The organism is Nocardioides montaniterrae (assembly GCF_054782655.1).
On sequence record NZ_BAAGSB010000007.1, the window covers coordinates 100,045 to 125,425 of the forward strand.

18 protein-coding genes are annotated in these 25,381 nt (G+C 71.5%); 2 read left to right on the forward strand and 16 right to left on the reverse strand.

Annotated elements, in window-relative coordinates; translation table 11 throughout:
- From ACYVJ3_RS11985 to ACYVJ3_RS12010, 6 genes are read right to left on the reverse strand one after another with little or no spacing between them, the layout of a single operon-like run.
- The gene (locus ACYVJ3_RS11985; RefSeq protein WP_460853230.1) at positions 1-2,628 is read right to left on the reverse strand and encodes a glycosyltransferase; all 2,628 of its coding nucleotides are present in this window, start codon (positions 2,626-2,628) and stop codon (positions 1-3) included.
- A complete protein-coding gene (locus ACYVJ3_RS11990) occupies positions 2,625-3,620 on the reverse strand; it encodes a hypothetical protein (RefSeq protein ID WP_460853231.1) in 996 nt (331 codons plus the stop codon). Before ACYVJ3_RS11990 ends, ACYVJ3_RS11985 begins: the two co-directional genes overlap by 4 nt.
- On the reverse strand, positions 3,613-4,365 hold the full coding sequence (locus tag ACYVJ3_RS11995; protein ID WP_460853232.1) for a glycosyltransferase family 2 protein: 753 nt from the start codon (positions 4,363-4,365) through the stop codon (positions 3,613-3,615). The genes ACYVJ3_RS11990 and ACYVJ3_RS11995 overlap by 8 nt, the downstream gene beginning before the upstream one ends.
- Complete coding sequence (locus tag ACYVJ3_RS12000) at positions 4,362-6,179, reverse strand: glycosyltransferase family 4 protein (RefSeq protein WP_460853233.1); 1,818 nt, start codon at positions 6,177-6,179, stop codon at positions 4,362-4,364. Before ACYVJ3_RS12000 ends, ACYVJ3_RS11995 begins: the two co-directional genes overlap by 4 nt.
- 8 nt (positions 6,180-6,187) lie before the next feature.
- Complete coding sequence (locus ACYVJ3_RS12005) at positions 6,188-7,111, reverse strand: NAD-dependent epimerase/dehydratase family protein (protein WP_460853234.1); 924 nt, start codon at positions 7,109-7,111, stop codon at positions 6,188-6,190.
- A 10-nt stretch (positions 7,112-7,121) separates the two neighbouring features.
- Complete coding sequence (locus tag ACYVJ3_RS12010; RefSeq protein WP_460853235.1) at positions 7,122-9,809, reverse strand: glycosyltransferase; 2,688 nt, start codon at positions 9,807-9,809, stop codon at positions 7,122-7,124.
- A gap of 34 nt (positions 9,810-9,843) precedes the next feature.
- Here ACYVJ3_RS12010 and ACYVJ3_RS12015 point away from each other — a divergent pair, with 34 nt between their 5' ends.
- The gene (locus tag ACYVJ3_RS12015) at positions 9,844-10,896 is read left to right on the forward strand and encodes a hypothetical protein (protein ID WP_460853236.1); all 1,053 of its coding nucleotides are present in this window, start codon (positions 9,844-9,846) and stop codon (positions 10,894-10,896) included.
- Between the two features lie 28 nt (positions 10,897-10,924).
- The gene (locus ACYVJ3_RS12020) at positions 10,925-11,986 is read left to right on the forward strand and encodes a hypothetical protein (RefSeq protein WP_460853237.1); all 1,062 of its coding nucleotides are present in this window, start codon (positions 10,925-10,927) and stop codon (positions 11,984-11,986) included.
- Here the strand turns inward: ACYVJ3_RS12020 and ACYVJ3_RS12025 are convergent.
- From ACYVJ3_RS12025 to rpmF, 10 genes are all read right to left on the reverse strand, one after another.
- Positions 11,975-12,430 (reverse strand): acyl-CoA thioesterase, encoded by a 456-nt coding sequence (locus tag ACYVJ3_RS12025; RefSeq protein ID WP_460853238.1) that lies wholly within the window; start codon positions 12,428-12,430, stop codon positions 11,975-11,977. The two genes, ACYVJ3_RS12020 and ACYVJ3_RS12025, sit on opposite strands and share 12 nt — an antisense overlap.
- Positions 12,423-14,528, reverse strand: coding sequence for an acyltransferase family protein (locus tag ACYVJ3_RS12030; protein WP_460853239.1), 2,106 nt, complete (start codon positions 14,526-14,528; stop codon positions 12,423-12,425). Before ACYVJ3_RS12030 ends, ACYVJ3_RS12025 begins: the two co-directional genes overlap by 8 nt.
- A gap of 82 nt (positions 14,529-14,610) precedes the next feature.
- Positions 14,611-16,167 (reverse strand): hypothetical protein, encoded by a 1,557-nt coding sequence (locus ACYVJ3_RS12035; RefSeq protein WP_460853240.1) that lies wholly within the window; start codon positions 16,165-16,167, stop codon positions 14,611-14,613.
- A gap of 117 nt (positions 16,168-16,284) precedes the next feature.
- Positions 16,285-17,862: a hypothetical protein gene (locus ACYVJ3_RS12040; protein WP_460853241.1), complete on the reverse strand. Its 1,578-nt coding sequence runs from the start codon at positions 17,860-17,862 to the stop codon at positions 16,285-16,287.
- A 70-nt stretch (positions 17,863-17,932) separates the two neighbouring features.
- Positions 17,933-19,573 carry a hypothetical protein gene (locus tag ACYVJ3_RS12045; protein ID WP_460853242.1) on the reverse strand — a complete coding sequence of 547 codons (1,641 nt, stop codon included), beginning with the start codon at positions 19,571-19,573 and terminating at the stop codon, positions 17,933-17,935.
- A gap of 51 nt (positions 19,574-19,624) precedes the next feature.
- Positions 19,625-23,188 carry a chromosome segregation protein SMC gene (gene smc, locus ACYVJ3_RS12050; protein ID WP_460853243.1) on the reverse strand — a complete coding sequence of 1,188 codons (3,564 nt, stop codon included), beginning with the start codon at positions 23,186-23,188 and terminating at the stop codon, positions 19,625-19,627.
- 149 nt (positions 23,189-23,337) lie between these two features.
- On the reverse strand, positions 23,338-23,526 hold the full coding sequence (locus tag ACYVJ3_RS12055; RefSeq protein ID WP_460853244.1) for a hypothetical protein: 189 nt from the start codon (positions 23,524-23,526) through the stop codon (positions 23,338-23,340).
- A 90-nt stretch (positions 23,527-23,616) separates the two neighbouring features.
- Positions 23,617-24,462 carry a bifunctional DNA-formamidopyrimidine glycosylase/DNA-(apurinic or apyrimidinic site) lyase gene (mutM, locus tag ACYVJ3_RS12060; RefSeq protein WP_460853245.1) on the reverse strand — a complete coding sequence of 282 codons (846 nt, stop codon included), beginning with the start codon at positions 24,460-24,462 and terminating at the stop codon, positions 23,617-23,619.
- Positions 24,463-24,471: 9 nt separating this feature from the next.
- Positions 24,472-25,236, reverse strand: coding sequence for a ribonuclease III (gene rnc, locus ACYVJ3_RS12065; RefSeq protein WP_460853246.1), 765 nt, complete (start codon positions 25,234-25,236; stop codon positions 24,472-24,474).
- On the reverse strand, positions 25,178-25,363 hold the full coding sequence (gene rpmF, locus ACYVJ3_RS12070) for a 50S ribosomal protein L32 (protein WP_460853247.1): 186 nt from the start codon (positions 25,361-25,363) through the stop codon (positions 25,178-25,180). Before rpmF ends, rnc begins: the two co-directional genes overlap by 59 nt.
- Between the last annotated feature and the right edge of the window lie 18 nt (positions 25,364-25,381).

Consider the following 25,381-nt stretch of genomic DNA (forward strand, 5'->3'; position numbering starts at 1 on the left):
CTACCGCCGCGACGTTCCGTCGCTGCGCATCCGCCGACCGATCCGGCGGGCCAGGCTCGGCGCGGGATCGGCGACCACGTCGGCCACCGTGATGCGTGGGCCGGGCAAGGTCGTCGTCGCACCGGCCAGGCGCACCGTCACGAGGTCGTCGGGCCGGCCGTAGCCCGAGCGGACCAGGTGTGCGAGCCGGAACGAGAACCCGCGCCGGCCGTCGGTCTCCCGCTCGACCCTGCTGGCGACCAGCTCCCCGCCGATGAGCAGCGAGATCGGGCGGGCGGCGGCATCGGCGTACCACCCGGTCAGGCGGCCGTCGACGAGTCCGAGGACCTCTCCGGCGACGGTCGCGCCACGGTCCACGATCGCGAGCTCGCGCGCCAGCGGCGCGTCCGGCAGCTCGACCACGAGGCGGATGGGGCCGTCGGCCGGGAGCGCCAGCGGCGCCCGTCGTACGCCGGCGGCGACCCTCTCGCGCAGGTCGTTGCGCACGGGCCCGAAGTCGGCGACCGGGACCGAGGCGCGCAGCCGGCCGTCGAGCGAGCGGATCGCGACCGTGGCGCCCTGCGTGAGGAGCAGCTCGTGGGTGGCCGCCTCGAACCGGACGTAGAGGCCGGTCTCGGTGAGGTCGACGAGGGCGAGGTCGCTGGCCGCGCCGGTACGCCGCGGTGCCGGTGGCCGGTCGTGCCGCCCCGGCCGCTCGGCCCGGCCGGACAGCGCGGAACGCCAGGCGTCGGCGTCCCAGCCGGCACCGGCGGTCACGGGCCGGGAGAAGTAGAAGCCGCAGCTGACGCCGAGACGGCGCTCGGCCTCGCGCACGATGCGGCGGTAGAGGCCGTTGTAGAACTCGTCCTCCGCGGCCACCCACGGCTTGACCTTGCCGGAGAAGTGGATCAGCGAGGCGTCCGCGTCGGCGTACTTGGTGGGGATCAGGTCATCGGCCGCCGAGCGCTCCGAGGTCCAGAACTGGGTCATGTAGTTGTACGTCGTCGGCAGCCGGTGCTTGCGTCCCAGGAACGCCGCGTTGAGGGCGTCCTGGTCGTGCTGCAGGAGCATCCGGCCGTGCAGGGCGACGTGCGCGCGGGCCGTCAGCGCGGCCTCGCGGTAGTCGGGGTGGCCGACCTCGAGCAGCATCACGCCGGCGTTGAGGTAGTCGGCGAGGTCTCCGCCGGTCATCGTCTGCAGCTTGGCCCACTGCTCGGCGGGCACGCTCGTGGGGTCCTGGGCGGCACGCAGCGCGGCGCTGTCGCTGACGCCGGCGATGCAGGCGCCGCCGATGTCCATCGTGAACAGCTCGCTGATGTCACGCGTGGCCAGCACGTCGCCGTCGAGGTACAGCGTGCGCTGCTCGGGGAGGTGGTCGACGAGGTAGACCCGGGCGTACGTCGCCCGCGAGCGCTGGTGACCCTCACGCCCGAGGTCGCGGTCGAGCAGGCGGGTCACGTCGTGGAAGGCGACCTCCACGTCGCGGCCGCAGCGCTCCAGCGTGCGGAACCGCTGCTCGTGCTCGGGTCGCAGCCCGTCGCCGAGCACCACGAGCCGCACGCTCGAGGTCGCCGGCAGCCGGGCGAGCACCGAGCTCAAGGTGGCGTACGTCGGCGCGACGAAGTTCTCGTCGCACATCATCGCGACCTGGACGTCGGTGGTGCGCTCGGTCGTGGGCACCTGGGTGAGCGTCTCGGCGTCGTACGCCGGCACCGGCAGCGGTGCGCCGAGCCGGTCGGCCAGGCTCACCCGCACCGCCGTGCCGTCGTCGAGCAGGTGCTCGGCGACCGACGCGGGCAGGCTGAAGAACGCGTCGAAGAACGCCCGCTGGTCGGCCGGCGTACGCCGCACCTCGCGGGCGAACAGGCACAGCTGGGCGTAGCGGTGGTCGCCGATGCCGGTGGCGTTGGTGGTGCCGGCGACCCGAGCCGCCCAGCGGGCGTTCCAGGTCTCCGGGCTGCCGCTGTCGAAGTGCAGCACCCGGGCGTCGGCGTCGTCGGTCGCGGTCGCGCCCGCGGCGAGCGGGCCGGAGAGCGGGCCGTGCACGCCGAGGTCGCCGGGCAGCAGGGGCAGGCGGTAGACGGTCTTGCCGGCGTCGTGGCCCAGGACGCCGTTGCGGAAGTACTGGGCCCGCCAGCCGAGCGTGCGGACCCAGCCGCCTCGCTCGGGCGACGGGCGGATCGCCAGGTCGGCACCGAAGGCGGCGTCGGGCCCGGTCGTGTCGGCGCCCTCGCGCCACCACATCTCGCGGACGGGAAGCTTGAGAGCGGAGGCGCTCGGTGACTCCCCCACGATGTCCGCCCACGGGCGTGCCAGGTCGAGCACCTCGTCGGTGTCCACGAACGCGCACCAGGCGTGGCCGGCCTCGGCCGCGCGGGCCATCAGCCACCGCGCGGCGTCGACCTGGCGGCGCTCGACGTTGTGGTGGTGGGCCGGGTAGAGCCGCGCCCAGTCGTCGGCGCCGATCGGGTGCAGCTCGACCCGCGGGTCGGCGGGCAGCGCGGCCACCGCCTCGGGCGACATCCGGTCCAGCGCGACATAGATCCGCTCGGCACCGGCGCCGAGGTGCAGGTTGAGCCACTGCACCAGCTGGCGCGGGTCGCCGCGGAACATCGTCGCCACCGCGAGGCTGGCGAGCGGGCTGGTCACGCCGAGGCCGCCCTGCGCCGGGCGGCGTCGCAGATCGTCAGCACGCGGTCGACGTACGCCGCCATCGCCTCGGCCGTCGGTGGCTGCGGGGCGGGCCGGTCGGGCCTGCCGAAGCGGAACCCGGGCAGCGGGCCGGCGGCCCACTCGCGCTCGATCCGCTCGTTGATCGGCGCGCAGTGGGCGCGGATCGCCTCGCGCTGGGCGGTGTCGAGCAGCGCCAGGTCGCCCTCGGGGCTCGCGGCGTAGACCTCCTGCGCCGCGGTGTTGCGGATCGTGCGGTCGGTCAGCCCGATGCCGTTGAGCAGGCGCATCCCGATCGTGTCGATCGCGCGGGCGCTGTCGTAGCGCGGCACGTCGATCGGCGGCAGCTCCACCTCGACGCCGGCGATGGCGAGCAGCGCGGCCACCTGGGCGTCGGCACAGGGCAGGTCGTCGTACGACAGCACGTGGAAGGCGTCGGCCCCGGCCAGGTCGCGCCACGGCGAGAGCCGGCGGTGCAGGTCGAGCAGCCACGGGCCCTCGTCCTCCAGGAAGCCGCCGATCGAGCGCGACTCGGCGGAGTGGAACTGGTCGACACGCTGCTTGTAGTAGCTCTCGATCCAGTCGTCCTGGCGCCGCAGCGTGACCACGACGCGCACCCGGCCGAACGCCGCGAACGTGGAGAACATCTCCTCGGGATCACGCCGCGGGTGGGTGAAGTCCTCGGCCGAGACCAGCACCTTGGTCGCGTCGCGCGGGACCTCGCGCAGCACCTGCTCGAGGACCTCCTGGCGTCCCTTCCTGAACGTCAGCAACGCATGCCCGGACCGGGCACCCTCACGGGTGCGCACCTGCATCTGCGGGGTGCCGTTGATCGGGTAGACCAGGCCCTGCTGGAGCAGCTCGAGCCGATGCGCGCTGAGCACGCTCTGGACGTACGTCGAAGCGGTCTTGTGCAGCCCGATGTGCACGACCAGCTCCAGGTCCTTGGCCATCGCCAGTGCCTCAGCCATCGAAGCGTCCCTTCGCCAGGTCGCGGACCTTGTCGATCGCCATCTCCGGCAGCGACCGCACGATCGCGCGGCGCGCGCTGCTCTCGACGACCAGCGAGGTGTCGCGGCGGCGCTTGAAGATGGCGGTGTCCTTCACGATCACGTGCTTCCAGCCGCGCGCCATCGTCTCGATCGCGAACTGGAAGTCCTGGTAGGCCAGGCCGTTGGGGATGTCGCGCCGCGAGTAGGGCACGTCGAGGTGGGCCTGCCGCGGGGCGATGCAGAGCGAGTCGTAGTAGCCGCGCAGGTAGAGGTAGTACGGCGTGAACAGCGGCGAGTCCTGCTCGAGGTTGCGGGTCGAGGCGAGGTTGCGGTCGAAGAGCACCTCGAGCTCGGGGCTGGCGATCACGCCCCGGAAGCCCTCGGCGCCGGCGGTGACGACGTCCATGCCCTCGGAGAGCCAGTTCTCGCTGAAGATGTCGTCGGCGTCGAGGCAGGCGATGAAGTCGCCGTCGGCCCGCGCGATCACGGTGTTGCGGGTCGCGCCGAGGTCGCCCTCGTCGACGATCACGCGCTCCCAGTGGTCGTAGCGCGGCTGGTTGAAGTACGCCGTCGTGGCCGGCGTCGCGCGGTCGAGCGCGATGATCGTCTGGACGGTGTAGCCGCGGGCGCGCGCCGCCTCGACGGCGATGTCCGCGGAGCGCATCGTCGGCCCGGCGACCACCGTCTCGTTGTGCGCCTGCACGATCAGGGTCAGGTCGGTCATGCGCGCGCCTCCGGCCGCAGGAGCAGAGCAGCGGCCGCGTCGGCGTACGCCTGCTCGGTGCGCTCGGCCAGGACCCGCTCGCGCAGGGCCACCGCCTTGGCCCGGGCGGCGTCGGGGTCGGCCAGGATCGCGCGGAGCGCGGCGACGTACGCCGCGGGGTCCTCGCCCTCGACCGGCCAGGCGTCGGCCGCCGAGACGACCTCACCGACGCCGCCGACCAGGCTGGCGACAAGGGGTACGCCGGTCATGGCGACCTCGAGCACCATGCTCGGCACGCCGTCCCAGGCGGCCGTGTAGAGCCAGGCGTCGGCCTCGCCGAGGTCGAGGTCGGCGAACCGGTCGTAGGGGCCGGCGAGCTCGACGTTCTCGGGCAGCTCCCCCAGCGGGTCGCCCTTGAGCACCTTCTCGCCCCACAACCGGAAGTCGACGTCGGGCATCCGGCGCGCCACCTCGACGACGATGTCGGGGCGCTTCTGGCGGTCGAAGCGGCCGGCCCAGAACACCACCGGCCGCCGCTCGGTGGTCGAGCCTGCCGAGCCTGCCGAGACCAACGGGATGCTCGCGTCGGCGGGCGCGTGGAACACCTGGATCCGGGCGGCCTCCTCGTCGCTGACGCCGTAGCGGTCGATCAGCTCCCGACGCTGGTGCTCGCTGTCGGTGATGATGCCGGCGACGTAGTCGCAGGCCGGGTAGAACCAGCGCAGCCCGCGGCCCTCCCAGTGGCCGAGCGCCTGCTGCTCGTCGCAGAAGAACACCAGGTGCAGGTTCTCGGAGGCGGCCAGGGCGCGGCCGTAGGGCTTCATCGCCTGGTAGAGCAGGCGGGAGTTCAGGTTGAGCACCGCGTCGGCGTACAACGAACGGATCAGCGCGACCAGGGCGTGCAGCTGGGTGTCCTCGTTGATGCCCCGGAAGCGGGTGAGGAAGTCGACCTCGCGCACCCCGTCGGGGAACCTGTCGGCGGGCGTCTCCCCCGTGTCGTCGGTGTAGATCACGACGATGTCGCGGGGGTCGATCTTGCGTGCCAGCGCATGGGCGAGGTGGCCCTCGAGCCGGCGGCCGCCGCCCCACCGCGGCTTGCGGGTGACGATCACCAGGCGGGCCCGGCGGAAGCCGAGGTCCTCGTGGCAGGCGTGGATCGCCGCGGCAGCGCGGGCGACGCCCTCGTTGCGGAACGGCAGCTGCTGGGTGCCGGAGACGGCCCGCTCCCAGGCGACCGCGATCAGCGGCTCGACCTCGGCGGCACGCGCGAACACCTCGCCGAGGCGGCCGTGGCGCAGCCGCTCCTGCAGGTCCGAGCGCAGCTCGGAGATCGTCTCGACGACCTCACCCGGCTCGGAGCCGAGCAGCGGGGCGAGTGCGGTGACGCCGTCGGAGGGGTCGGCGATCTCGCCGGCCGCACGGCCGCGCCTGAGCCACTCGAGGTACGGCGAGCGCTCCGGCCCCTTCGCGTGCTGCGGGTGGCGGCGGAGGTACTTCTGCGGGTGGAAGTCGGCGGTCGGGCTGTACCTGGCCTTGGCTCCCTGCCGCAGGAAGTGCCGGATCGGGTCGGCGTCGGGCTCCTCCTGGAGCTCCTTGGCCTGGTACAGGTAGTGGTAGTGGTCGAAGCTCTCGCGCACCAGGTCGTAGTCGGCGTCGAGGCCGGCGTCGCGCTGGTTGCGGCGGGCGCGCTCGACGAGCGCATCGACCATCGGCCCGAAGTTCGTCTGCTCGGCGAGCACCTCGACCGGCGTACCGCTCACGGCGGACGCCGGCGGGGCGTCACCGGACAGACGCCGGCGCGCGCCGCGCAGGAGGTCCTTCGGGGTGCGTGCCACGTACGTCGTCAGCCGCGCGGCTGGGCCTGGAACCACTCCCAGGTCTCGCGCATGCCCTGCTCCAGCGGGGTCTTCGGGTCGAAGCCGAGCTCGGCCTTGGCCTTGTCGACCTGGCACCAGGTGTTGCGGATCTCGCCGGCGCGGAAGTCGCGGTAGTCGACCTCGGGGTCCTCACCGGTGACGGTGCGGATGATGTCGATCAGCTCGTTGATCGTGGTCGGCTTGCCGCTGCCGAGCTGGAAGGCACCGCTCTTGTCGCTGTTCATCGCGGCCTCGATCGCCTCGACCAGGTCGGCGGCGTAGAGGTAGTCGCGGGCCTGGGTGCCGTCGCCGTAGACCACCAGCGGCTTGCCCTCGAGCATCTGCTTGTAGAAGTGCGCGACGACCGAGCCCTTGTGCAGCGAGCGGGTGCCGTAGATGTTGGAGAAGCGCAGCGCGCAGCCGCTGACGCCGTAGGAGTCGGAGAACGCCGAGAGGTAGCCCTCGAGCATCAGCTTGGAGGCGCCGTACGGCGAGGAGGGCTGCGGCGCCATCGCCTCGTGCACCGGCGGGGTGACGTCACCGAGGATCGCGCCACCGGTGGAGGCGGCGACGATCCGGCCGACGCCGGCCGCGCGCGCCGCCTGCATCAGGTTGAACGTGCCGATGACATTGTTCTCGAAGTTGAAGGCCGGGTTCTCGATGCTGTCCATCACCCGGGTGTCGGCGGCGAGGTGGACGATGACGTCCTGGCCCTCGGTCGCCTTCGCGACGTCGTCGACGTTGCGCAGGTCGCCGGCGATGAAGTTGATCTTGTCGAGCGGCAGGTTCGTGCGGTCGCCGAGCGACTCGTTGTCGATGACCGACACCTGGTAGTCGCCACGGCCGAGGAGATGGTCGGTGAGGTGCATGCCGACGAAGCCCGCGCCGCCGGTGATCAAGACGTTCTTCATGCGCCTCACCCTATCGGCCGAGACCCCTGATCCGGTCGATGGCCATCTCCGGCAGGGCGCGCACGATCGACCGGCGGCCGGTGCTCTCGGTGACCAGCGAGACGTCGCGGCGCCGCTTGAAGATGATCGTGTCGCGGCACACGACGTGCTCCCAGCCGCTGCCCATGGTCTCGATGCTGAACTGGAAGTCCTGGAACGACAGCCCGTTGGGGATGTCGCGCGAGACGTAGGCGTGGTCGAGGTAGGTCTGCCGCGGCGCCATGCAGAGCGAGTCGTAGTAGTTGCGGAAGTAGAAGAAGTGCGGCGTGAACAGCGGCGAGGTCTGGTCGATGTTGACCAGCACCGAGCTGATGCCGTCGAAGAAGACGTTCAGCTCGGGGTGGACGACGACCCGCTCCCCCGCCTCGTCGGCCGCCTTGAGCCGCTCGACGCCCTCGGCCAGCCAGCTCTCGCTGAACATGTCGTCGGCGTCGAGCCAGGCGACGTAGCGGCCCTGCGTCGCCGGCAGGATCGCGTTGCGCACCCGCCCGAGGTCGCCCTCCTGGTAGGTCACCCGCTCCCAGTGGGCGAACCGGTCCTGGCCGAAGTACGCCGCGGTCGCGGCGGACGGCTTGTCCAGGCAGATGATCGGCTGGACCGTGTGGCCGCGCCGGCGGGCCTCGGCGATCGCGGCGTCGGCCGCCTGCATGCTCGGGCCGCAGACGACGGTCTCGTCGTGGGCGGTGACGACGACGGTCAGGTCGACCGTGGCGGTCTCGATACGCGCTTCCTCGTTCCTCGGAAGCGCTACTCGACCAACGACTTCGGATGTCGCTGCTCGACCAACGACTTCGGACGTCGCTGCTCGACCAACGGCATCTGCGGGCTCGGCGGACTTGAGCAGCAGGGCGGCGGCGGTCTCGGCGTACGCCTTCTCGCTGCGCTCCTGGACCAGCCGCTCGCGCAGCCGCAGCGCGCGCTTGCGGGCGGCCTCGGGATCGGCGAGGACCTCGCGGAGCGCGGCGGCGTACGCCGCGACGTCGTCGACGTCGTGCACGGGCCAGCCCTCGCCGTCGGGCAGCAGCTCCCCGACACCGCCGACGACGCTGGCCACGATCGGGATGCCCGTCATCGCGACCTCCAGCAGCAGCTGGGGTACGCCGTCCCAGGCGGAGGTGTAGAGCCACGCGTCGGCCTTGCCCAGGTCGAGGTCGTCGAAGGACGCGTAGCGGCCCTCGAGCGTCAGGTTGGCCGGCACGTCGGTGATCGGGTCGCCGTGCAGGACCTTCTCGCCCCACAGGTGGAAGTCGACGTCGGGCATCGAGCGGGCGATCTCGAGGACCAGGTCGATCCGCTTCTGGCGGTCCCAGCGGCCGGCCCAGTAGACCTTCGGGCGCCGTCCGGGCGTCGAGACCGGCGCGTCCGCGACCGGGATCTCCGGCTGGACCGGGGCCTGGAAGACGTGCAGCTTGGCGCGGTCGGCCTCGCTGAGGAGGTGGCGCTCGGTGAGCTCGTTCTTGAGGTACTCGCTGTCGGTGATGATGCCCGGCACGATCTCGTTGACGCGGTAGTAGTGCTTGAGGCTCCAGCCGGCCCAGTTGCCCTGGCTGAGCTGCTCGTTGCAGAACATCACCGGGAACACCCGCTCGGAGGCGGCCAGCGCCTTGCCGTAGGGACCGAGGGCGTCGTAGAGGACACGGGAGTTGATGTCGAGGATCGCGTCGGCCCGGAACGAGCGCAGCAGCTCGACCAGCGTCCGCGCCGCGTGGGCGGGTGACATGCCGCGCGTCGCCGCGGCGAAGTCGACCTCGCGCACGCCCGCGGGGAAGCGGCCTTCCGGCGTCGTGCCGCTCTCGTCGGTGTAGACGACCACGACCTCGGAGGGGTCGATCCGGTCGGCGAGCGCGTGCACGACGTGGCCCTCGATGCGGCGGCCCGATCCCCAGCGCGGCCGGTTGATCACGAACACGATCCGGGCGCGAGCGAAGCCGGTCTGCTCCTGGCAGGCGTGCAGCGCGACGGTCTGGCGGGTGATCTCCGGGGAGCTCAGCGGCTGGATGCGCGGGTGCACCGTGGAGGCCCACACCCCGCCCAGGAGCGGCTCCAGCTCGGTGGCCTTCGCGATCTGCTCGCCGAGGGCGCCGTACCGGATGCGCTCGGTCAGGTCCGTGCGCAGCTCCGCCAGCCGGTCGACCAGCTCGGCAGGGGTGAGGCCGAGGATCGGCGCCATGTCCTTGACGCCGTACGCCGGATCGGCGATCTCGCCCGCGGCACGGCCCTCACGGCGCCAGGCGGCGTACGGCGTGCGGTCGGGACCGCCGCGACGGCGCGGGTGCCGCGCCAGGTAGGACTGCATCCCGAAGTTCACGTCCGGCGAGTTCACCGACAGCTCGCCCTCGGCCATGAAGTGGGCGATCGGGTCGACCTGCGGGAGCGTCTGGAGGTCCTTGATCTGCAGCAGGTAGGTGAGGTGGTCGAAGCCCTCACGGACCACGTCGTACTCGGGGTCCAGGCCGATCGGCTGCTGGTTGCGCCGCGCGCGCTCGACGATCGCGTCCATCGCCGGACCGATGTTCGTCGGGCGTCCCGGCGCGATCTCGGCCGGCGTCGTGCGTCCGGTCGCGGCGCGGAACCGCTGACCGGCCCTGCGCCGCCGGGCGGCCGCCTCGCGTCGGAGCCGTCGCCGGATGCGTGCGCTGAGCGAGCTGGGACCTGCCACGCGCGCATTGTTCCACGTGGCCGACAATGACCTCATGGCGAACGAGGTGGTGCTCCACATCGGCTCCGGCAAGACCGGCACCTCCACGCTCCAGCGCTTCCTGGCCGACCATCGCGAGGAGCTGCTCGCGGGCGGCGTCCTCTACCCGAGGGCGTACGGCGGCGTGCGGCACACGCACCTCGGCATGGCCGCGCGCTCCGACGAGGCGCTGCGCACCACGCTCGTCTGGCGCCGCTCCGGGCACACGGAGCCCGCCGCCTACCGCGCCCAGCACGCAACCGCTCTCGACAACGAGCTCGCCGAGCACCGACCCGACCGCGTCCTGTTCAGCGACGAGGGCCTCTACGCGCTCGGGGCCGACGCGCTGGCCGCGCTCCGCGCGAACCTGGACACCTTCGCCGCGTCGCGCACCGTCGTGGTCTACCTCCGGCCGCAGGACGACCACCTCGTCAGCCGCTACCAGCAGTCGGTGAAGACCGGCTGCGTCGAGACGCTCGTGGAGTTCTCGCAGCGCGACCACGCCCACCTCTACGACTACGCCCGTCGGCTGGGGCTGTGGAGCGACGCGATGGCACCGGCCCGCCTCGTCGTACGCCGCTTCGAGCCGGCCCGCTTCGAGGGCGGGTCGCTCCTCTCCGACTTCGTGTCCGCCCTGGACCTGCCGGTCGAGGTGGGCGAGGAGACGAGCGCTCGGCGCAACGAGAGCCTGGACGCCGAGGCCGTCGAGCTGCTCCGCCTGCTCAACCTCGACGGCGTCGAGCACCACGGCGAGCGCGCGGACGCCATCGACAACCGGGCCCTCGTCGAGCGCCTCGCGGCGCTGCCCCGCGGCCAGGTCCTGACCCTGCCCGTGACCGAGCTCGACCGGTTCGCGGCGCGGTGGTCGGCGAGCAACGCCGAGGTCGCGCAGACGTACGCCGGCGGCGGCGAGCTGTTCCGCCCCACCACCCGCACGACCGGCGGGACCACCACCCAGCGCCTGGCTCCCGCTCGCGTCGAGGAGCTCGCCGACCTGGTCGGCGTACCGCGGGAGCGGCGGGCGGGGCTGCGGGCGATCGCCGAGCGCGAGGCGCTCCGCCTCTCGTAGGTAGGGGCAGACACTAGGCTCGCTGCCCGTGACGGACGTCGTGATCCACATCGGCATGGGCAAGACCGGCACGTCCTCGCTGCAGGAGTGGTTCGGTCGCAACCGGCCCGTGCTCGCCGACCACGGCGTCCTCTACCCGACCACGCCGGGCCGGTTCCGGCACGTGAAGCTCGGCCTGATGACCACTCCCGTCGACGAGCTGAACGAGATGCCGGCGTGGCGGCGGATGAACCGCGACGACCCGGAGCGCTACCAGGCCGAGATGCGCGCCGCGACGATCTCCGAGATCCGCGATGCGGCCCTCCCCCGGGTCCTGCTCAGCAACGAGGGCCACTTCGGCTCCTCCGAGGCCGCGATCGCCGAGCTCGGAGGCTTCCTCGGCTCCTTCGCCTCCTCGGTCCGGGTGGTGGTCTACCTCCGCCGCCAGGACGACCACCTGCTCAGCCGCTACCAGCAGCTGGTCAAGGTCGGCTCGACCGAGCGCCTGGCGAGCCGGGTCGACGTCGACCTGAGCGACCTCTACGACTACGCCGCGCGCCTCACGACCTGGCAGCGCGTCCTCGCACCGGACGCGCTCGTGGTCCGGCCGTTCGAGCGCGAGCAGCTGGCGGGCGGGTCGCTGCAGCAGGACTTCCTCGACACCGCCGGGATCGACCTGCGCGAGGACGCCCTCGCCCCGGTCCCCCGCACCAACGAGAGCCTCGACGCCGAGGCCGTCGAGCTGCTGCGGCTGCTCAACCTGTTCCGCGTCGAGCAGCGGGGCGCCACCGCCGGGCAGATCGACAACCGCGACCTCATCACCCGCCTGGCCGGCAGGCCCGGCACCGGTCCGACGCTCGGCCTGCCCGCCGACCTGCTCGACCCGTTCCTCGCCCGCTGGGCAGACTCCAACGCCGAGGTCGCGCGCACCTGGCTCGGCCGTGAGGACGGCACCCTGTTCCGCTCGTCCCAGCGGTCCACGAACGTCGTCACCGAGCAGGGCCTGGACCCCCGGCGCCTGCCGCGGCTGCTGAAGGTCGCCGGCGTGGCACGCGCGGACCGCGCCGGCGTACGTCGCCTCGCGGAGCGCGAAGCCCGCTCAGCGAAGTAGCGGGGTGACCGCGTCGCGGATGACGTCCGGGATCGGCGTGACCGGTCGCGCGGGGTCGGTGTTGTCGACGTACACGTGCACGAAGCGGCCCTCGGCCGACGCCAGCGCGCCCGCGCCCTCGGGGTCGCCCTGGAACATGCCGATCCGGTAGACGATCGAGGAGGTGCCGACCTTGTCGACCACCAGGCCCAGGTCGATCGGGGCCGGGTAGCCGAGCTCGGCGAAGTAGCGGCAGGAGACCTCCGCGACCACCCCGATCGCGGGCAGCGCCCGGATGTCGGTGCCGGTCGCCTCGGCGAGGTGCGCGTTGACGGCCGTGTCGATGAGCTCGAAGTAGCGCGCGTTGTTGAGGTGGCCGTAGACGTCGATGTCGGCCCAGCGGGTGGTCGCCAGCCGCCAGGCGGCGTACTCGCTGCGGGGGCGGCGGACGCGATCCTCACTCATGGCGCGCCACCATAGCGGCCTCCAGCGGCGCGTCCAGGAACGGTGCGAGGGTGCGCGCGAAGTAGCCGATGATGTGGTTCTCGTCGGCCCACGCGACCACGCCGCCGATCACCGCGTGGCAGCGCGACGCGTCGCAGAAGAAGCGGCTGAGGTTGACCGAGCGCAGCAGCGGGCTGGTGCTCTGGGCGACCGCCTGCAGCATGGGGTCGGGCGTCAGCGCCGCCGACCGCGCCACCCAGCACGGGTCCTCACGGGTCTTGGCGCGCGCGACGCAGCTGGGGATGTCGCCGAGGTCCATGGCAGGTACGTCGCCCACGACGAGGACCGCCTTGCCCGCCTGGGTCAGCCGCGACCAGGCGCCGCGGAAGCCGTTGCGGAGCGCGGTCGTCCCGGCCGAGCCGCTGCGGCCCTCGACGAGGTAGCGCCGGCTGCTCGAGGACGTCACGACCGCGTCGATCGTGGGGTCCTGGGTGAGCTGGTCGAGCACGCTGCTGACCCAGCGGTGGCAGCTGGCCGCGTCCTCGACGTACCGCTCCGTCGTCACCGCCGCGATGTTGAGCGGGCAGGAGCCCTTGGCGATCAGCACGACGTTCCAGTGGTGCTCGAGCGCGAGCGCGTCGAGCGCCGGCGCCCAGTGGCGCGCGTGCGAGTCGCCGACCAGCGCGATCCGGGCGGTCGCCTGCGCAGCCGGGGTGCCGAACTGGCAGGACAGCACCGCGGCGACGTCCTGGTCCTGCATGCACTCCGCGCCGCCGTGCAGGTGGGAGGTGTAGCTCTGGCTGGTCAGCAGCTCGGAGTTGCGGGTGGTGAGCCGGTGCGGGTCGGCGCAGGAGTTCTGGATCGCGCGGGCACCGAAGCACGGGTTCTCGTGGGGCTGGTCGGCCGCCTTGTCGACCTGGCTCGACACGGCCACGACCTGGCGGTCGACGTGCTGGGTGACGATGACGGTCGTGGCGACGACGGCGGCCATCGCGAGCGCCGCGGGCAGCAGCGAGCGCAGTGCACTGCCGCGGGTCAGCCATGCCGACGCACGGACCCGGTCCTCGAGCAGCACCGTGCTGAGCCAGGCCAGGACGACCGAGGTGCCGAGCACCTCGACCTTCTCCAGGTTGGTCAGGCCGTGCCCGATGGCGTAGGGCGTCAGCACGATCAGCGGCCAGTGCCAGAGGTAGAGCGGGTAGGAGATGCGGCCGAGCAGCATCGTCACGCCGCGGGCCATCCGCACGAACGGCGGCACCAGCTCCTGGAAGCCGTCCCCGCACCAGATCACCACGGCGGTGCCGAGCACCGGGATGATCGCCGCCGATCCCGGGAACGGCGTCTCCTCGGTGAGGAAGTACATCGAGGCGAGGATCGCCAGCCATCCCAGCGCCGCGATGGGCAGCCGCAGGCGCCGGCGTACGGCGAAGTGCGCCAGCATGCCGCCGACGGCGAGCTCCCACACGCGGGTCTGGGTCTCGAAGTACGCCGCGTGCGGGTCGATCCGGGTGAAGTGCACCGACCAGACGTACGACGCCGCCGCGACCATCGTGAACACGACGAACACCGTGGTGCGCGGGCGGCGTACGGCCCGGCCGATGGTGAAGGCCAGCCAGGCCAGCACCGGCCAGACGAGGTAGAACTGCTCCTCCAGCGACAGCGACCAGTAATGAGTCACCGGCGAGGGCGACTCCCCCGAGCGGAAGTAGTCCTGGGCGTCGTGGGCCAGCGTCCAGTTCTGGAAGTAGAGCGCGGACGAGGCGATCTGACGCATCACGTCCTTCCACATCGACTCCGGGACGAGCAGCAGGGTCCCCGCGATGGATGCGCCGAGCACCAGCATGCTGGCCGGCAGCAGCCGGCGAGCCCGTCGCGCCCAGAACCGGGCCACCTCGATCCGCCGGGTGCTGCGCAGCTCGTGCAGCAGCTGGCCGCTGATCAGGTAGCCGGAGATCACCAGGAAGACGTCGACGCCGATGTAGCCGCCGCGCACGTTGTGGGGCCACAGGTGGTTCGCGACCACGCCCATGACCGCGACCGCACGCAGGACCTGCACCTCGACCCGAAGGGCGACGCGGCGCTGGCCGGCGTCCGGCAGCGCGACCTGTGCAGCGCTCACGACGAGGAGGACTCCAGACTCAGCCGGTGGGTCAGCGGACCTCGAATGCTATCCGGCGCTCCCCCGCGATCCGGGGACCCGGTCAGGTCAGTCGCGTCAGGCCGTAGCCGAGGCGGAACTCGAGCTTCTTGCCCGAGCACCACGTCGTGGCCGCGGCGAAGTGGCGCCGGCGCGCCGGGTCGTAGCAGCGGTAGATCGGGACGTGCGCGACGGCGGTCCGCACCGGCGAGATGAACCCGACCCGGCGTACGACGCCATGACCGTCGGCACACTTCGACACCTGCAGGAACGCGTCGCCATGACCGGCGTAGCACTCGAAGACGGCGTTCCACCCGGTCTTGGCCTCGCTCAGCAGGTTGCCTGCGCTGCCGCGGGCGACGTACGACATCTGCTTGGGCTGCTCGGTGGTGCTCCGGAGGTCACCGGCCGCGTCGCGGTAGGTCGTCAGCGCCACCCGGTTGTACGGCGTCGCGCTGGTCGGTGCCAGCGTGACCTTGCGGCGCATGAGGTAACGGACGTCCATCCCGGCGCCCGGGAAGACCTTCATGTAGTAGATGTAGAAGATCCGACCGGAGGAGGGACTGGCGCCGTCGGCTCCGACGATCGAGGGGTAGCCGTAGAGCTGCTTGCTCGTGGAGTTGCGCGCCGTCCAGTCGTCGACGGCGGTGTCGCCCGACGTGGTGACCGCCGGGTAGATCATCGTCGAGCTCGGCCACTTGAGGACGTCGCTGCCGGTGGAGAACCGCAGCGAGAAGCCCTGCCGGCCGCTGGCCTGCAGACCGACGTAGCGCCCGAGGTAGGTGTTCCACGAGACGAACCGCGCGGCCGCGGGCAGGTTCGTCACCGACGAGGACAGCCCACCGACGCCGGGCTGGTTCCACTGGCAGGTGACCTGCCCGAGGAGGTTCTTGGTGCAGAAGTACTTCACCCAGGTGCCGGGGGCGCCGAGCTTGGTCACGGGCGCGCGGGCGATGTTCACGCCCTTGCCCGGCCCGGAGTACGTCGCGCCCGCGCCGGTGGCCTGGTAGAGCGCGTAGAAGTAGTTGCCGACCCGGATCACGCGGGGGTTGCCCGCGTCGGTGCCGACCTTGTTCATCGCCAGGATCGAGGTCGACTGGGAGATGATGACGTTCTTCGGGTAGTTCGGCTTGACCCAGGTGCGCCCACCGTCCCACGACTCGGCGTACGCGATCCGCCAGATCGTGCTGCCGTCGTCGCGGCACACGTTGTCGCTGCCGCCCGCGGCCTCGGCGTGGTACCAGCCGATCCAGTGCGTGGCCGTCACCGGGTAGACCGAGTTGAGCCACGCGCCGCAGGCGTCGAACGACCCCGTCGGGCCGCTGGCGAGTGCCACTCGGCCGTTGGAGAGCCGACCGGCCATCGCGTCGAAGGCGTACGTCGTGACGTTGCCGAGGTAGCCCAGCAGCCCGGTCGCGGTGCGCTGGGCGAAGTACGGCGAGTCCATGATCGAGGTGGGTCCGAAGACCGCTTCCTCAGGACCGACCTGCACCTGGAACTTGCCGTCGGCCGGCGGCGTCGAGGCCTTGACGGACGTGATCGCCGTCGCTGCCGGCGGGGAGGTCAACGAGACCAGTCCTGCAGACAGCGCCATGACCAGGACGAAGACGAGACGAGCCACTGCGGCGCACGAACCCTTCACACGAGAATCGGTCCCACCGACCGATGGCAGAAGGCTAGGTGGCCTGGTCGGTCGATTCGTGCCGAATCCCAGGAATCCGCGGTGCCATGGCGATTCTCATGCGATCGGCGGCAGGCCATAGCCCAGAATGCCTAGATCCTCCTGGCCCGAACAGGCCATCGAGGTAGCCACGAAGTGCCGCGAGCGCTGAGGGTCGAAGCAGCGATAGATGGCGACGGTGGCGTCCGCGGTGGGCGTCGGCGAGATCCAGCCGATGCGACGGATCGTGACGCGCTTGCCGCATCCACCGACCGCGACCGAGCTGTCCCCGTTGGCCCACGAGCAGCTGAAGACCTCGTTCCAGCCGGCACGCCCGGTCGTGAGGAGGTAGCCGGCGCTCGTCTCGATGCGGTAGCCGTTCGACTGCGGCCGCTCGGTCGAGGAGACGCGGCGGTGGAGCGGGTCGACGTACGTCGTCAGCTGCACCCGGTTCAGCGCCGGGCCGTCGGCCGAGCGCAGCGACACCTTGCGGCGGAACAGGTTGCGCCGGTCGAAGCCGTCACCGGCGAAGATCTTCATGTAGTAGAGGTAGAAGGACTGACCCGTGGTCGTGCTGTCGCCGGTGCTGCCCAGGAACGAGGGATAGGCGTAGAGCTGCTTGGACCTGGTGGTGCGCGCGGTCCAGTCGTCGACCCGCTCGTCGCTGACGGTCGACACCGGGGGGTAGATCGCGGCCGCGGAGCCCCAGTCGAGCGGGACGCTGTCGACGCCTGTCTCGTCGGCGACCCGCAGCGAGAAGCCGTTGCGGCCGCTGGCGCTCGGCGCGATGTAGCGGTCCAGGTAGGAGTTCCAGATGACGAAGCGCGAGCTCGGCGGGATGTTGCGCAGCGCGGTCGATCGGCCGCCGAGACCCGGCTCGGTGAAGCCGCAGCTCGTCACCGTCGGGTCGGTCGCGGGCTGGCAGAAGTACTTCGACCAGGTCCCCGGCCGGCCCCGCTTGCCGATCGGGGCACGCGCCACGTTGAGCAGGCGCATGTCCTGGTCGCGGGTCGCTGCCTGGTAGAAGAGATAGAGGAACCCGCCGACCGCGATCACCCGCGGGTTGCCGGCGTCCCCGGTGATCGGCCCCGTGAGCTTCCGGTCCTGCGTGATCACCTTGTTGTCCGGGTAGCCGGTCTTCTTCCAGGTGCGCCCGGAGTCCCAGCTCTGGACGTAGGCGATGCGCCACACCGTGCTCTGGTTGGCGTAGTCGCACATGCCGTGCATGCCGGGTCCCGCGGCCTCCGCGTGGTACCAGCCGACCCAGTGGCTCGACGGCTTCCCGTTGACCGGGATCTTGTAGATGCTGCTCAGCCAGGCGCCACAGCCGTCCAGCGAGCCCTTCGCACCCTTGGTCAGGATGACCCGCCCCTTGCCGAGGCTGGTGTTGCCCCTGGAGGGGTACTCGTAGGACGCGGTGTTGCCGGAGAAGCCGACCAGCTTGCCGGCGGCGTTCCGCTCGGAGAAGTACGGCATGTCGATCATGCCGTTCGGCCCGGAGAGCCGCTGCTCGGGCCCGAGCTGCACCTCGAAGGTGCTCGCCACCGGGGCAGACGGCGCTGACGCCGTCGCGACCGGCTGCCCCGTCAGCTCGAACGCCAGCAGCGCCACGACGACCGTCGCGGCAGCACACAGCGACTTCACTCCAACAACCATCTCTCGCCCCCCGACCCGGAGCCCGCCGTGAGGACGGGCCGTGCCGGATTCTACGGGCGAACCGACGTGCTCATGCGATCGCGGGAAGGCCGTAGCCCAGGAGGCCGAGATCGGTCTGGCCCGAGCATGCCTGCGAGGACGAGGCGAAGTGGCGCTTGAGCTTCGCGTCGTAGCAGCTGTAGATCGCCACGGTGGCCTTCGAGGTCAGGCTCGGCGAGATCCAGCCGACCCGGCGGATCTTGACCCGACCCGCACACCCACCGACACCGAGGAAGTTGTCGCCGTGTGCACCCGCGCAGCTGAACATCTCGTTCCAGCCGGTGCGCTGGGCGGCCAGGAGGTAGCCCGCGCTCGTGGCGACGTGATAGCTCGGCGCCTTCGGCACCTCGGTCGAGGAGATGCGGCGACCGCTCGCGTTGACGTACGTCGTGAGCTGGACCCGGTTGTACGAGAGGTCGTCGGTCTTGCGCAGCCAGACCTTGCGCCGGAACAGGTTGCGCTGCTCGAACCCGCCTCCGGGGAAGATCTTCATGTAGTAGAGGTAGAACGACTGCCCCGTGACCGAGCTGCTGCCGTAGGAGCCGAGGAGCGACGGGTAGGCGTAGAGCTGCTTGGACTTGGGAGTGCGGGCGGTCCAGTCGTCGACGAGCGTGTCGGACGTGGTCGACACCGGCGGGTAGATCGAGGCGGCGGAGGACCAGGTGAGGGGAACGTTCCCGATGCCCGTCTCGTCAGCGACGCGCAGCGTGAACCCGTTGCGGCCGCTGGCCATCGGCGCGATGTAGCGGTTGAGGTAGGAGTTCCAGATGACGAAGCGCGAGCTCGGCGGGATGTTGCGCAGCGCGGTCGACCGGCCACCGATGCCGGGCTCGGTGAAGCCGCAGCTCTTGACCGTCAGGTCGGTCGGCTGGCAGTAGTACTTCGACCAGGTGCCGGGCCGGCCCATCTGGCTGATCGGGGCGCGCGCCACGTTGAGCAGGCGCACGTCCTGGTCGCGGGTCGCTGCCTGGTAGAAGAGGTAGAAGTAGCTGCCGACCGCGATGACCCGCGGGTTGCCCGCGTCACCGGTGACCGGGCCCGTGAGGGCGGTGTCCTGGGTGATGACCTTGTTGTCCGGGTAGCTCGGCTTGGTCCAGGTGCGACCGGAGTCCCAGCTCTCGACGTACGCGATGCGCCAGATGGTGCTCTGGTTGGCGTAGTTGCACATGCCTGCCATGCCGACGCCGGCAGACTCCGCGTGGTACCACCCGACCCAGTGGTTCGACGGCTTCCCGTTGACCGGCATCTTGTAGATGCTGCTCAGCCACGCGCCGCAGCCGTCGAACGTGCCCCGGCCACCCTTCTTCAGGATGACGCGGCCCTTGCCCAGGCTGGCGTTGCCCTTGGTCGGGTACTCGACGGAGGCCGCGTTGCCGGAGAAGCCGACCAGCTTGCCGCCCGCGTCGCGCTCGGAGAAGTACGGCGTGTCGATCATGTCGTTGGGCCCCGAGACCAGCTGCTCGGACCCGACCTGCACCTCGAACTGGCTGGCCACCGACGAAGACGGCGGCGATGCCGTCGCGGCGAGGTGTCCCCCCGTCAGCTCGAACGTCATCAACGCCACGACCACCGTCGCGGCAGCACACAGCGACTTCAATCCGAAGACCATCTTGCTCCCACCGAACATCAGGCTCGTCGTCCCAACGAGCAGGCTCGTCGTCCCACGAGCCACCTGAATCCTAGGGACGAAACGGCGGCGCGTCTGAATTTTGGCGAAACCGGTCTAGGCCGGCTGTTCGTCCCTCAGACGCTGGCTGATCACGGCCGAGACACCATCGCCGCGCATGGTCACGCCGTAGAGGGCGTCACCGACCTCCATGGTGCGCTTCTGGTGGGTGATCACCAGCAGCTGGGAGTTCTCGCGGAGCTCCTCGTAGATCTCCAGGAGGCGGCCGAGGTTGGTGTCGTCGAGCGCCGCCTCGACCTCGTCGAGGATGTAGAACGGCGACGGACGCGCCTTGAACAGCGAGACCAGGAACGCCACCGCGACGAGCGAGCGCTCGCCACCGGAGAGCAGCGAGAGCCGCTTGACCTTCTTGCCGGCCGGGCGGGCCTCGACCTCGATGCCGGTGGTGAGCATGTCGTTCGGGTCGGTGAGCACGAGCCGGCCCTCGCCGCCGGGGAAGAGCCGCGCGAAGACGTGGTCGAAGGCCGCCTCGACGTCGCGGTAGGCCTCGGTGAAGACCTGCTCGACCTTCACGTCGACGTCCTTGACGATGTCGAGGAGGTCCTTGCGCGTGGCCCGCAGGTCCTCGAGCTGCTCGGAGAGGAACTGGTGGCGCTCCTCCATCGCGGTGAACTCCTCGAGCGCCAGCGGGTTGACCTTGCCCAGCTCACGCAGGCCACGCTCGGCGGTGCGCAGCCGCTTCTCCTGCTCCTCGCGGACGTAGGGAACCATCACGGGCTCGGCGTCCTCGGCGCTCTCGTCGCTCGAGACCACAGGCACGAGGTTCTCGGGGCCGTAGTCGGCGAGGAGTGCGTCGGCCTCGATGCCGAGCTCCTCGAGCGCCTTGGCCTCGAGCTGCTCGATGCGCATCCGCTGCTGCTGGCGGGCCAGCTCGTCGCGGTGGACCGAGTTGATCAGCTCCTGGTGCTCCCGCCCGAGGTCGCGCAGCGTGCCGCGGGCGGTGATGAGCTGCTGCTCGCGGCCGCGGCGGGCGTCCTCGACCTCCTGGCGCTGAGCGGACGCGAGCGCAATCGACGCCTCCAACCGCTCGATGACGTACGCCGCCGCGACGGCGACCGCCTCGCCTGCGCGACCCTCGCGGATCAGCCGCTCGCGACGAGCGGCCGCGCGGGCCCGGCTCTCGCGCTCGGCGGCCGCGGCCTTGCGCATCTGGTCGACGCGCCCGTGCAGCGCGCGGTGGCGCTCCTCGGCGGTGCGCAGCGCGAGCCGCGACTCCATCTCGGCCTGGCGAGCCGCGCGGGTCAGCTCCACGAGCCGGGCCTGCTCGGTGGTGTCGGGCTCCTCCTCGCCTCCGTCCTCGGCGGCGGCCAGACGCTGCTCGAGCTCGGCCAGGCCGACGAGCGCCTGCTCGCGGCCGGTCTCGGCCTTGGCGATCGCCTCGGTGAGCCTCTCGGCCTCGGCGCGGGCGGCGCGGGCGAGCGAGCCGTGCTGGCCGAGCTCCTCGGCGACGGCGGCCAGGGTGGCGTCCGACTCGTGCAGCCGAGCCAGCGCCACGTCGACGCGGTGCTGCGCCTCGGCGCGCTCCGCCTCGAGCCGCGAGAGGTCGAAGCCGAGTCGTTCGGTGGAGGCCACCGCCTCGGCGAGTGCCGTCGTGGCCTCGTCGACGGCGGCCTGGATCTCGAGCAGGCTCTGCTGGCCGGACGAGCCGCCGACGGCGAAGTGGGCACCGAACAGGTCGCCGTCACGGGTGACCGCGACGACGTCGGGCAGGTCGCCCACGAGACGGTGGGCCGCGTCGAGGTCGTCGACCACCGCGGTCTTGTGCAGCAGCCGGGTCAGCGCGGGACGGACGGTCGAGGGGCACTCGATGACGTCGGCGGCGTACGACACCCCGGACGGGAGGCCGGGCCAGTCGGAGCGGTCGACCGATCCCCCACCGAGCAGCAGCCCGGCACGGCCCAGGTCGTCGGACTTGAGGTGGCCGAGCGCTCCGACCGCGGCGTCGGCGTCGGTCACGGCGACCGCGTCGGCGGCCGCGCCCAGCGCGGTCGCGACGGCCGCCTCGAAGCCGGCCTTGACGCTGACGAGCGCGGCGACGGAGCCGAGCAGGCCGTTGAGCGAGTCACTGGCGGCGAGCAGCGCGCCGGCCCCGTCCTTGCGGGCCAGGCCGAGCTCGAGCGCCTCCTTGCGGGCGCCGAGGGCCGACTTGTCGCGGTCGGCCTGCTGGGCTTCCTCGCGGATCTTGGCCAGGCGATCGGTGATGTCGTCGAGCTGGGCGACGGCGGCCTCGTGCTCGGCGTCGAGACCTTCCTCGCCGGCGTCGAGCCCGGCGACCTTGGTCTCGAGCGCGGTGAAGTCCTTGTCGGCACGGTCGGCCCGGGCGAGCGCCTCGGTGCGGGCAGCCGCGAGGCGTCCGACCTCGTCGTCCGCCGAGGTCACCTTGGAGCGCAGCGTCTCGACCTGACCGTGCAGCCGGGCCAGTCCCTCGCGTCGGTCGGCGGCGGCACGCAGCAGCCCGGCGACGCGCCGCTCCTCGGCCGCGCCGGCCTCCTCGGCCGTGCGCCGGTCCTCGATCGCCTTCTCCAGCGCCGTCTGGTGGGCGGCGACCTGGGCGCCGATCTCGGCCTGCTGGGCGGCGAGACGCTCGGCCTCGGCCTCGATCTCCTCGGGGTCCCTGGCCGTGCCGACCCCGTCGCCATCGGCCTCGGCCACTCCGGCCGCGTTGCGGACGCGCTCGGAGGCGAGCGAGTGGGTGCCGCGGAAGCGTTCGCGCAGCGCGTTGAGGGACGACAGCGTCTCCTGGGCGGCCGCCAGGGCGGGCAGGTCCTCGCGCAGCGCGGCCTCCAGGGTTGCCTCGACCTCGCGTGCCGTGGCGAGGGAGGCCTCGACCTCCTCGCGCCGCTGGGTGAGCACGCTCTCGTCCGCCAGCTCCTGCTCGAGCGAGGCGCGAGCCTTGCCGAGGTCGTCGGCGAGCAGGCGCGCCCGCGCGTCGCGTACGTCGGCCTGGACCGTCGCCGCGCGCCGCGCGACCTCCGCCTGGCGACCGAGCGGCCTGAGCTGGCGGCGGATCTCGCTGAGCAGGTCGCTGAGGCGGTTGAGGTTGCCCTCGGTGGAGTCGAGCTTGCGGAGCGCCTTCTCCTTGCGCTTGCGGTGCTTGAGGACACCGGCGGCCTCCTCGATGAAGCCGCGGCGGTCCTCGGGGGTCGCGTGCAGGATCTGGTCGAGCTGGCCCTGGCCGACGATGACGTGCATCTCGCGGCCGATGCCGGAGTCGCTGAGCAGCTCCTGCACGTCGAGCAGGCGACAGGTGGTGCCGTTGATGGCGTACTCGGAGCCACCGGTGCGGAACATCGTCCGGCTGATGGTGACCTCGGCGTACTCGATCGGCAGCGCGCCGTCGGAGTTGTCGATGGTCAGCATGACCTCGGCCCGGCCGAGGGGCGGGCGGCCCGACGTACCGGCGAAGATGACGTCGTCCATCTTGCCGCCGCGCAGGCTCTTGGCGCTGGCCTCGCCCATCACCCACGCGAGCGCGTCGACGACGTTCGACTTGCCCGAGCCGTTGGGGCCGACGATGCAGGTGATGCCCGGCTCGAGCTGGAGCGTCGTCGCTGAGGCGAAGGACTTGAACCCCTTGAGGGTCAGGCTCTTCAGGTACATGCGGCTCCCTACGACACGGTGTTCACGCGGCTGCTCACGATATGCGGCTGCGAGGGGGAAGCTCAGCAGGCCTCCACCCTACAAGCAGCCGCGGGGCGCCGCGCTGCACGAACGCCGCGTGCCGGGATCTCGCAGAGCGGGACGAACCGTCAGACGGGCTGCATCTCCTGGGCGGCCGCGTCGACGGCGACCCGTGCGGCGAGGAGGTCGCGCTCCTCGCTGAGGCGGAGAACCAGCGACTCCAGATCGGCGACCCGGTTGCGAAGCCGAGCGTTCTCGGCGGCAAGGCGGGGGTCGCGGAGGTCGCTGTTCAAGTGGCCGATCAGCGCCTTGGCCATGAAGTGATGCCTTCCACGTGAGCGGGTGTGAGGATCCGTTGCGGACCGTCTACCAGAGTCCCACTCCGTGGACGCAGGGTCAAACCCCGATCAGGCCCCGCGAGGCCGCCGCTGGCAGCTCGGGCAGAAGTACGACGAGCGGTTCATGAACGCCGTACGCCGCATCGGCGTACCGCAGCGCCGACAGGGCTCGCCCTCGCGGCCGTAGGCGTTCAGCGACCGCTCGAAGTAGCCCGACTGGCCGTTCACGTTGACGTAGAGCGCGTCGAAGCTGGTGCCGCCCTGCGCCAGTGCCTCGTTCATGACGTCGCGGGCGTGCCCGAGGAGCTCGACGCCCTGTGCGCGCGTCAGCCGCTCCCCCGGCCGGTCGCCGTGCAGCCGAGCGCGCCACAGGGCCTCGTCGGCGTAGATGTTGCCGACACCGGAGATCAGGGTCTGGTCGAGGAGCAGGCGCTTGACGCCCGAGCTGCGCTTGCGCAGTCGCGCCACGAAGGCGGCGTCGTCGAACTCCGGGTCGAGCGGGTCGCGGGCGATGTGGGCGATCTCGAGGGGCAGGTCGGCGCCCCCGATGCTCACGCTGAGACCGCCGAACATGCGTTGGTCGACGAAGCGGAGCTCGGGTCCGGTGCCGAGCGAGAAGCGGACGCGGAGGTGGCGCTCGTCGGGCGCGCCGGCGGGCTGGACCAGCATCTGGCCGCTCATGCCGAGATGGCCGAGGATCGCGTCGCCGGAGTCCAGCGGGAGCCAGAGGTACTTGCCGCGGCGCCGCGCGGCGGTGACGGTGCGGCCGACCAGGTCGGCGGCGAAGCCGGAGGCACCGGTCGGGTGCCGGCGTACGGGACGCTCGTGGAGTACGTCGACCCGGGCGATCGTGGACCCGACGACATGTCGTTCCAGGCCGAGCCGGACGACCTCGACCTCGGGGAGCTCGGGCACCTGACCTGCTCAGGCGTGGGCGGAGGAGATCTCGCCGTACGCCGTCTGTGCGGCGCCCTGCTCGGCCTCCTTCTTGGAACGGCCGTGGCCGTTGCCGTAGAGACTGCCGCCGACCCGGACCTGCGCGGTGAAGGTCTTCTGGTGGTCGGGGCCGTCGTCCTCGATGACGTACTCCGGCACGCCGAGGCCGTGCTCGGCCGCGAGCTCCTGGAGCGAGGTCTTCCAGTCCAGGCCCGCACCCATGCCGGAGGCCTCGGTGATCAGCGGGTCGAACAGGCGGTGGACGACCTGCGAGGACACCTCGATGCCACCGCTGAGGTGGATCGCGCCGATGACGGCCTCGACGGTGTCGGAGAGGATCGATGCCTTCTCACGGCCGCCCGTCGACTCCTCGCCACGACCGAGCTTGATGTGCTGACCGAGGCCGAGCTGGCGGGCCACGACAGCCAGCGCGCGGGCGTTGACCACCGCCGCGCGCAGCTTGGCGAGCCGACCCTCGGGAAGGTCGGGGTGGGTCAGGTAGAGCGTCTCGGTGACCACGACGCCGAGGACCGAGTCGCCGAGGAACTCCAGGCGCTCGTTGGTCGGCAGGCCGCCGTTCTCGTACGCGTAGGACCGATGGGTCAGCGCACGATCAAGCAGCTCGGGGTCCAGGATCGGATCCCCGAGCTGCTTGCGGAGCTCTTGGTAGCTGATGTGAGCTTCCAGAGGAAGGTCAGATGACCTGGCGACGCTCGCCGCGGGCGCCGTACTGGCCGCAGGTGCCGCACGCACGGTGCGGGAGGTGCTTGGCACCGCAGGCGGGGTTGGCGCAGGTCACCAGCGTGGGGGCGACGGCCTTCCACTGCGAGCGACGGTGACGCGTGTTGCTGCGCGACATCTTCCGCTTCGGAACAGCCACTGTCTTCTCCCTAGGTTC